The sequence below is a fragment of the Mycobacterium sp. genome (assembly GCF_032162105.1).
Taxonomy (GTDB): domain Bacteria; phylum Actinomycetota; class Actinomycetes; order Mycobacteriales; family Mycobacteriaceae; genus Mycobacterium.
Genome location: NZ_JAVRPS010000285.1, coordinates 1 through 7908, shown reverse-complemented (window position 1 = coordinate 7908; position 7908 = coordinate 1). Strand labels below are relative to the sequence as shown.

The window sequence follows — 7908 nt, the reverse complement described above, 5'->3', positions numbered from 1 at the left end:
CGCCTAATGGGAGTCGATCAGCGTGTCCTTGACGGGGATCTTGGTTCTCGAACGGGAGGCTGATTACCGAGCCGCCGGCCGGTGAGCACTGTCGCCGCCTGGAGCGATGGTCGATTCCTAGGCTTAGATCGTGCCCCGGCCGGTTGGTGAGGTCATCTGTAGCGCTCATGGGATGTCGTGCCGCTTCGAGCACTGATCCATTAGGTCGCCGCCGGGTGTCCTTCGGCTCGAACGGGTTCCATCCGCACTGAACCGAAGGAGGCCAGCTCATGCTGTTCGTCGGAGACGACTGGGCAGAAGACCATCACGACGTGTACTTGATGAACGACACCGGCGACAGGCTCGCCTCGCGGCGGCTACCCGAAGGCCTCGCCGGGATCGCCCGATTGCACGAGCTGATCGCCGAGCATGCCGAAGACCCCGCTCAGGTCGTGATCGGCATCGAAACCGACCGCGGCCTGTGGGTGGATGCCGTGACCGCGGCCGGGTATCAGGTGTTCGCGGTCAACCCCCTGGCCGCGGCTCGCTACCGCGACCGCCACCATGTCTCAGGAGCCAAGTCCGATCCCGCCGATGCCAAGTTGTTGGCTGATCTGGTGCGCACCGACCGGCACAATCATCGTCTGATCGCTGGTGACAGCGGCCAAGCCGAGGCGGTCAAGGTGCTGGCTAGGGCGCATCAGAGCCTGATCTGGGCGCGCACCCGGCACACCAACGGTCTGCGTTCGGCGTTGCGGGAGTACTACCCTGCGGCGTTGGAGGCGTTCGAGGATTTGGCCGACCGCGATGCGCTGGCCATCCTGGGCCGCGCCCCAACCCCCGCCGACGCAAGGCGCCTGAGCCTGGCCAAGATCAGAGCGGCGCTCAAAGCCGCTGGGCGCCAACGCAACCTCGATATCCGAGCAAGCCAGATTCAGGACATGCTGCGCACCGAGCAGCTCACCGCACACGCCGCGGTCACCGCCGCGTTCGGGGCAAGTACCCGCGCTGCGGTCGGCATCATCGCCGAACTGAATCACCAGATCGCCGATCTCGAAGCCGAGTTGGCGACACATTTTGATGCACACCCGGACGCCGACATCTACCGCTCCCTGCCAGGACTTGGTGTCATCCTCGGCGCCCGGGTGCTCGGTGAATTCGGGGACGACCCGAACCGCTACACCACCGCCAAGTGTCGCAAGAACTACGCCGGAACATCACCATTGACCGTCGCGTCGGGCCGAAAACGTGCGGTGTTGGCCCGTCACGTCCGCAACAAACGGCTCTACGACGCACTCGATCAATGGGCGTTCTGCACCCTGACCCGAAGTCCCGGGGCCCGCGCCTTCTACGACGCCCACCGCGCCAACGGCGACACCCACCATCAAGCCCTGCGCGCACTCGGCAACCGACTCGTCGGCATCCTCCACGGCTGCCTACGCCACCACACCCACTACGACGAACACACCGCCTGGGCACACCGCCAACCCGCCAAAGCCGCTTGACACCTTACGAACCTGGGATGTCTAAGCCGTTGCGCCGTGCGACGACCCACGCCGACGCCGCCCGCATTCTTGCGGCGCTGATCCGCGACATCTCACGCGGTCGGGCGGTCGACACTGTGGCGGTGGTGGCCGCGGTTTTGCGCTCAAATAGTCAGCAGCGCTAACGATGTTGTCAAACAACAGGGTGCGGTTTGTCAATCTTCGCTGCATCTCGACAAGAAGAAGAAGAAGCAGCAGCAGCAGGCAGGCAGCAGGCAGCAGCGCGGACTCAACACGCCACGTTCTTGAATCGCGACAAATGCAGTTGGTGCGCAACGGGAATCGTCTTCGTCGGACCGACGGGGTGCTTGCCAAGGATCAGGTCCCGCTTCGCCGCCGCGCGGGTCGTCACGCTCGCTCCTGAGGGTTCGAGGGTTCGATCACGGCGGCCGCCGGCGACCCCCCGCATCACAGAGTCTTCCGACGGTCGCACTCTCGCGACAGCGCAGGGCGGGCTGGGTGGCCGGGTGGGCGCCATCGGCAAGCGGCTGCCGGCAACGTCCGCTCAACGATGACGCGACTGTGGGAACCTGCCGAGATCCTGTGAGATCCCAACGGCGGCGCGTCATCCGGCGGCATGCAAAGTCCGGAGGTTACCGTGTCGTGGTGCAAGATCCGTGTAGGTGTCTACCAACGGATTCCGTGACCCGACGGGACCTGCTGCGGTTCGCGGCGACCGCCCCCGCCGTTCTCGGCTTGAGTTCCCTTGCCGGAGCCGTGGCCGCACCGAACGCCGCGGCCGCGCCCGGCATCGCCGGGATGATCGTCTTCCTCGATCCCGGCCACAACGGTGCCAATGACTCCTCGATCAACCGTCAGGTCACCAATGGTCGCGGTGGCACCAAGGAATGCCAGACCAGCGGCACCACCACGGGCGGCGGATTTCCCGAACACACCTTCAATTGGGAAGTCGTGCTGCTGATCCGGGCCGCGCTGGACCAGCTCGGCGTGCGGACCGCGATGTCACGTGGCAACGACAACGCCCTTGGGCCCTGCGTCGACGAGCGTGCCGCGATGGCCGACGCGCTGAACCCCGACGCCATCGTCAGCATTCACGCCGACGGTGGACCGCCGGCGGGTCGCGGCTTTCACGTCAACTACTCCAACCCGCCACTCAACGACACTCAGGCCGGTCCCGCAGTGCAGTTGGCGACCATGATGCGGGATCAGCTGGTCGCCGCCGGACTGCCGACCTCGACGTACTTGGGATCCGATGGTCTATACGGGCGGGCGGATCTGGCCGGCCTCAACCTGGCCCAGCATCCGTCGATCCTGGTCGAGATGGGCAACATGAAGAACGCCACCGAGGCCGCTCAGATGGAGAGCGCGGGCGGCCGAGCCGCGTACGCCGCTGCCGCGGCGCGAGGCATCACGAGCTACCTGAGCCACAAGGCCGGGGTGGCATAGCGCTAGTAGCCGTAGGAGTTCTTGGGCGCCGGGATGGGCGTCACCGCTGACACCGTCAGAGTCGGGACCAATGTCCGGTATTCATCGCGAGGTTCGGGAACTACCGTGCCCTCCACCGACAGCCAGGTTTCCTCGGCATGAATGGCCGCTTTCGCCGCAGCCGGGCCACGCAGATGGAGCCGCGCCAGCCGTGCGTCGGCCGCACAGCAGATGATGACGACCCGGCCCAGATCAATGCCGTCGCTTTCCTTGAGGGTGAAGCCGGTGACGGTGATCAGCCGGCCGTCAAGGGCGTTGGTGGAGTCGAGGTCAGCGCGAAAACTTCCTGCAGAGGCAGTTCGGGGCACGACCGGCCGGTAGTGGCGGGAAGGGGCGATACAGCACCTTTCGCGATACCTCGGTGACGGTGGGCTCGGCGGCCCGTGCGCCCAGCGCCGGAGGCACCACAAAGGCCATCAACGCGATGGGCAGAACGAGCAACCACACCACCGCAGGCCGGTGCGCGCGCCCCGCCTCGTCGTGGTGATCTTCGTGGTCGTCATCTTGACGACGAGGTCCGTTCGCCTGAATGTCGCGGACGATCGCGCACATCGCGAGGGCGATGAGCAGTACCGCCGTCACCACCAGCCACGGCAGCAGCGAGGGTTTGACGTAGCGGGTGTAGCTGCCGGTCACGACGATCATTGCCGTGCACAGCCCCACCAACAACAGCAGCACGTTCTCGGTTTCCCGGCTCACCGAGCAACCCCAAGGAAGACCAGCCCCACCACGGTGGCGACCACGAAGGTGGCAGGGGCGAACCGCGTCGCGAACGCGCGGTCGAACATGCCCGCCTGCATGGCGAACAGCTTGACGTCGACGGCCGGTCCCACGACCAGGAACACCAGCCGGGGCAGTAGCGGCAGCATGGTCAAGCTTGCGGCCACGAAGGCATCGGCCTCCGAGCACAGCGCCAGCACGAACGCGAGCAGCGCCATCGTGAGGATGCCGAGCACCAATTGGCCTGCGAGGTGTTCGTACACCGCCGGCGGTACCAGCACGTTGAGTGCGGCAGCGGTGGCGGCCCCAAGTACGAGATACGACGCTGCCTGCAGGAAGTCGTGGCGCGCCGCCTCGGTGAACACCGTCCACTTCGACGCACCATCGTGGTGCGCTCGAGGCAGCTTGCGGGTGATCCATTCGGCGCGCCCCCAACGTGACCACACCGCGCCCATGATGATCGCCGTCAGCAGTGACGCGGCGAACCGGGCGCCGACCATGGCTGGTTCACCGGGAAAGGCCACCGCTGTGGCGACCAGAACCACCGGGTTGATCGCCGGCGCGGCGAGCATGAAGGTGAGCGCGGCCGCGCCCTGCCGATCGCCTGAGCCACTGTCACCGAACAACCGGCGCGCAACGGGAACCGCTCCACACTCGCAACCCGGCAATGCGGCACCCCCGACGCCGGCGGTCAGGATCGCCGCACCGGTTCGTCGGGGCAACCAACGGGCCAACCGGTCCGGAGAGACGTACGCCGCTATCAGCCCGCTGATCACCACCCCGAAAGCCAGGAACGGCAACGCCTGCACGAAGACACCGCAGAACACCGTGGCTGCGGTCGCGAGGTCCGGTCGGCCAACCACGAAGGCTCGCAACGTGCCGGCGGACAACGCCAGCACGACCAGGCCCGCGACCAGGACCTCCATCGAGAGCCACCCGCCACTCGCGGGTTCGCCCAGCAACAGTCACAGGCTCATCCTCCCACTCTGCGCGCGGTGAAGACCGACGAACTCGAGCAGTTTCGCAACGTTCCGTCACCGCAATCCGGTCGGTCCGCATGGACTCGGTTAACAGGCATGTCGACTACATTTGGCTTGGCGTTTACCACGACGAGGTCGCTCTGCCCTCGCGGGGCGAAAGGGGTTCGAAATGGCAGTGCATGGTCTGCTCGTGAAGGCGGCGTCGACCGTGCTCACCGGCGCGGTCGGTGTCGCGGCATACGAAGCGGTACGCAAGGCGGTGGCGAAAGCGCCGTTGCGGGAAGCCGCGGTGACGGCTACCTCCTGGGGTCTCCGTGGAGCGCGCAAAGCCGAGGAGGGCGCCGAGTCGGCGCGCCTCAAGGTGGCCGATGTCATGGCGGAGGCACGCGAGCGCATCGGCGAAGAGGTGCCCCCGCCGGCGGTCGCGGACGCCGGACACGACCATTCACACTGACGTGCCCGGCCCGACACCGGTGGTGGTTTCCGACGCCGCCGGGCGGATGCGGTTGCAGGCGAACTGGTTTCGATCCAACGCGGTGCTCGCCGTAGCGATCGAGGACGAGGTCGACAAGGTCGCAGGCGTTCGCGCGGTGCACGCTTATCCGCGTACCGCCTCGGTTGTCATCTGGTACTCACCCAACCGGTGCGACAAGGCGGCCGTTCTGGCGGCGGTATCTGCGGCCGCCACGGTGTCGTCGGCATTGGTGCCGACACGCTCACCGCGCTCAGCCGACGTCGCCAACGCCGATGTGCTGCGGATGACCATCGGTGGAATTGCGTTGGTGCTACTGGGGCTGCGCCGTTATGTCTTCGCGCGGCCGCCGCTGCTCGGGCCGACGAGCCGGCTGTTCGCCACCGGCGCGACGATCGTCACGGGATACCCGTTCCTGCGCGGCGCGCTGCGATCATTGCGCGGCGGGGGATCCGCCGGAACGGATCTACTGGTGTCGGTGGCCACCGTCGCGAGTCTGGTGCTGCGCGAGAACGTCGTCGCGCTGACGGTGCTGTGGCTCCTCAACATCGGCGAGTACCTGCAGGATCTGACGCTTCGCCGGACGCGTCGGGCGATCGGAAACCTGCTGCGCGGCAACCAGGACACCGCGTGGATACGGCTGACCGACACCGAGGTTCAGGTCGCCATCGACTCGGTGCAGGTCGGTGACGAGGTAATCGTGCACGAGCAGGTGGCGATCCCGGTGGACGGCGAGGTCGTCGACGGCGATGCGATCGTCGATCAGTCTGCGATCACCGGCGAGCCCTTACCCGTCAGCATCGTGCAGGGGATGCGCGTGCACGCCGGGTCGGTGGTCATCCGGGGCCGGTTGGTCGTCCGAGCCGAAGCGGTCGGCAGCGAGACCGCCATCGGTCGCATCATTGCTCGCGTCGAACAGGCTCAACAAGACCGCGCACCGATTCAGACGGTGGGCGACAACTTTTCTCGCCGCTTCGTCCCGGCGTCATTCGTGGTCTCGGCAATCACGCTGATCCTGACCCGTGACGTCCGGCGGGCGATGACGATGCTGCTCGTCGCCTGCCCGTGCGCGGTGGGTTTGTCCACACCCACGGCGATCAGCGCGGCCATCGGTAACGGAGCCCGCCGGGGCATTCTCATCAAGGGTGGATCGCACCTCGAGGCGGCCGGCAGGGTCGACGCCATCGTCTTCGACAAGACGGGGACGCTCACCATCGGCCGCCCCGTGGTAACCAATATCGTTGCCTTCAAGAAGGATTGGGAACCAGAAGGGGTCCTCGCCTACGCCGCGAGTTCGGAGATCCACTCGCGGCATCCGCTCGCGCAGGCGGTGATCCGATCCACCGAGGAGCGGCACATCGCCATCCCGCCGCACGAAGAGTGTGAGGTTCTCGTCGGTCTCGGCATGCGGACCGTGGCCGACGGACGGACGCTGTTGCTGGGCAGTCCGTCGCTGCTGCGTCGCGAAAAGGTCCGGGTGACCAAGAAGGCATCCGAGTGGGTCGCCAAATTGCAGCAGCAAGCCGAGACCCCGCTGCTCCTCGCCGTCGACGGCAAGCTGGTCGGCCTGATCAGCCTGCGGGACGAGGTGCGACCCGAGGCAATAGACGTGTTGCATGCACTGCGCGCCAGCGGAGTCCGTCGTGTGGTCATGCTGACCGGCGACCATCCCGAGACCGCTCGGGCCGTCGCCGACGAACTGGGTATCAGCGAATGGCGCGCCGAAGTACTCCCCGAGGACAAGCTCGACGTGGTCCACGAACTGCAGGCGCAGGGGCACGTCGTCGCGATGGTCGGTGACGGGGTCAACGATGCGCCCGCGCTCGCAGCCGCCGACATCGGTATCGCGATGGGACTGGGTGGGACGGACGTCGCAGTGGAGACGGCCGACGTGGCGCTGGCCAGTGACGACCTACGGCGTCTACTCGACATTCGGGCGTTGGGCGGGCGCGCCGTCGACGTCGTCCGGCAGAACTACGCGATGTCGATCGCGGTCAACGCAATTGGGCTAACCATCGGTGCCGGCGGCGCCTTGTCGCCGGTCCTCGCCGCTGTGCTGCACAACGCGTCATCGGTGGCCGTGGTCGCCAACAGTTCCCGGTTGATCCGATACGAGCTCAGCTGACGATTGCCACGATGCCCGGATACCGGCTTCCCTCGATGCCGGACGTACGCGGCGCTCGACGATCCAGACGACGAGCCACACCCCGCAGGCGATCGTGACGATGACGAAGCTCGGCGGCAGGTTGAACATTGCCGACATCCCGACGCCCAGCCACACCGATATCAAGCTGATCACGGTGGAGATGAACATTGCGGCTGGCGGCTTCGGGGTCAGCATGATCGCGGTGGCCGCAGGGGTGACGACGAGCGCGAAGAGCAGCAGGGTGCCCACCGCCTGGACGGCCATGGTGATGGCAAGGCCGAGCAGCGCCATGAAGATCATCGACAGCAGGCGCACCGGCAAGCCCTTGGCCTCCGCGACCTCGACGTTGACCGAGGTGTACAGCAGCGGCCGGTAGATGAAGCCAATGCTGGCCGCCAGCAGCAGCAACAGCACGGCGAACGTGATCAGCTGTTGGTGAGAGATCGCGAGCAGATTCCCGAACAAGACATTCGTCATGGTGCTCGAACTCTTGGTCGCCAGCGAGTTGAAGAACAGCCCGAAGCCGGTCGCCAGCGCCAGGATGGTGCCCGTGGCTACTTCGCGGTCGGCTCGGCGCGTACCCAGCACTCCGATGACGAGCGCCCCTCCGACACAGAACAC

At 66.5% G+C, this 7908-nt stretch carries 7 protein-coding genes and 2 pseudogenes; 5 read left to right on the top strand and 4 right to left on the bottom strand.

Annotation, left to right across the window (positions count from 1 at the left end; translation table 11 throughout):
* The first annotated feature begins 269 nt into the window (after positions 1-269).
* Together QOC69_RS14740 and QOC69_RS14735 are read left to right on the top strand one after the other, a co-directional pair.
* Entirely contained in the window at positions 270-1484 is a 1215-nt protein-coding gene (locus tag QOC69_RS14740) for an IS110 family RNA-guided transposase (RefSeq protein ID WP_526440721.1), read from the top strand.
* 17 nt (positions 1485-1501) lie between these two features.
* Positions 1502-1648 (top strand): hypothetical protein, encoded by a 147-nt coding sequence (locus tag QOC69_RS14735; protein ID WP_526440719.1) that lies wholly within the window; start codon positions 1502-1504, stop codon positions 1646-1648.
* Positions 1649-1752: 104 nt separating this feature from the next.
* Here the strand turns inward: QOC69_RS14735 and QOC69_RS14730 are convergent.
* Positions 1753-1879: pseudogene (locus tag QOC69_RS14730) on the bottom strand (hypothetical protein); the annotation flags it as partial.
* Positions 1880-2165: 286 nt separating this feature from the next.
* Here QOC69_RS14730 and QOC69_RS14725 point away from each other — a divergent pair.
* Positions 2166-2930 (top strand): Rv3717 family N-acetylmuramoyl-L-alanine amidase, encoded by a 765-nt coding sequence (locus QOC69_RS14725; protein ID WP_526440717.1) that lies wholly within the window; start codon positions 2166-2168, stop codon positions 2928-2930.
* 2 nt (positions 2931-2932) lie between these two features.
* Here the strand turns inward: QOC69_RS14725 and QOC69_RS14720 are convergent.
* Positions 2933-3668, bottom strand: a pseudogene (locus tag QOC69_RS14720) (TIGR03943 family putative permease subunit).
* Entirely contained in the window at positions 3665-4615 is a 951-nt protein-coding gene (locus tag QOC69_RS14715; RefSeq protein WP_526440725.1) for a permease, read from the bottom strand. Before QOC69_RS14715 ends, QOC69_RS14720 begins: the two are co-directional and overlap by 4 nt.
* A 223-nt stretch (positions 4616-4838) precedes the next feature.
* Here QOC69_RS14715 and QOC69_RS14710 point away from each other — a divergent pair, with 223 nt between their 5' ends.
* A complete protein-coding gene (locus QOC69_RS14710; RefSeq protein ID WP_526440715.1) occupies positions 4839-5123 on the top strand; it encodes a DUF1490 family protein in 285 nt (94 codons plus the stop codon).
* Positions 5124-5169: 46 nt separating this feature from the next.
* Entirely contained in the window at positions 5170-7266 is a 2097-nt protein-coding gene (locus QOC69_RS14705; protein WP_526440723.1) for a heavy metal translocating P-type ATPase, read from the top strand.
* Here QOC69_RS14705 and QOC69_RS14700 read toward each other — a convergent pair.
* Positions 7210-7908, bottom strand: a 699-nt coding sequence (locus QOC69_RS14700) for a metal ABC transporter permease (protein WP_526440713.1), incomplete at its 5' end; no start/stop codon positions are given. The genes QOC69_RS14705 and QOC69_RS14700 overlap by 57 nt on opposite strands.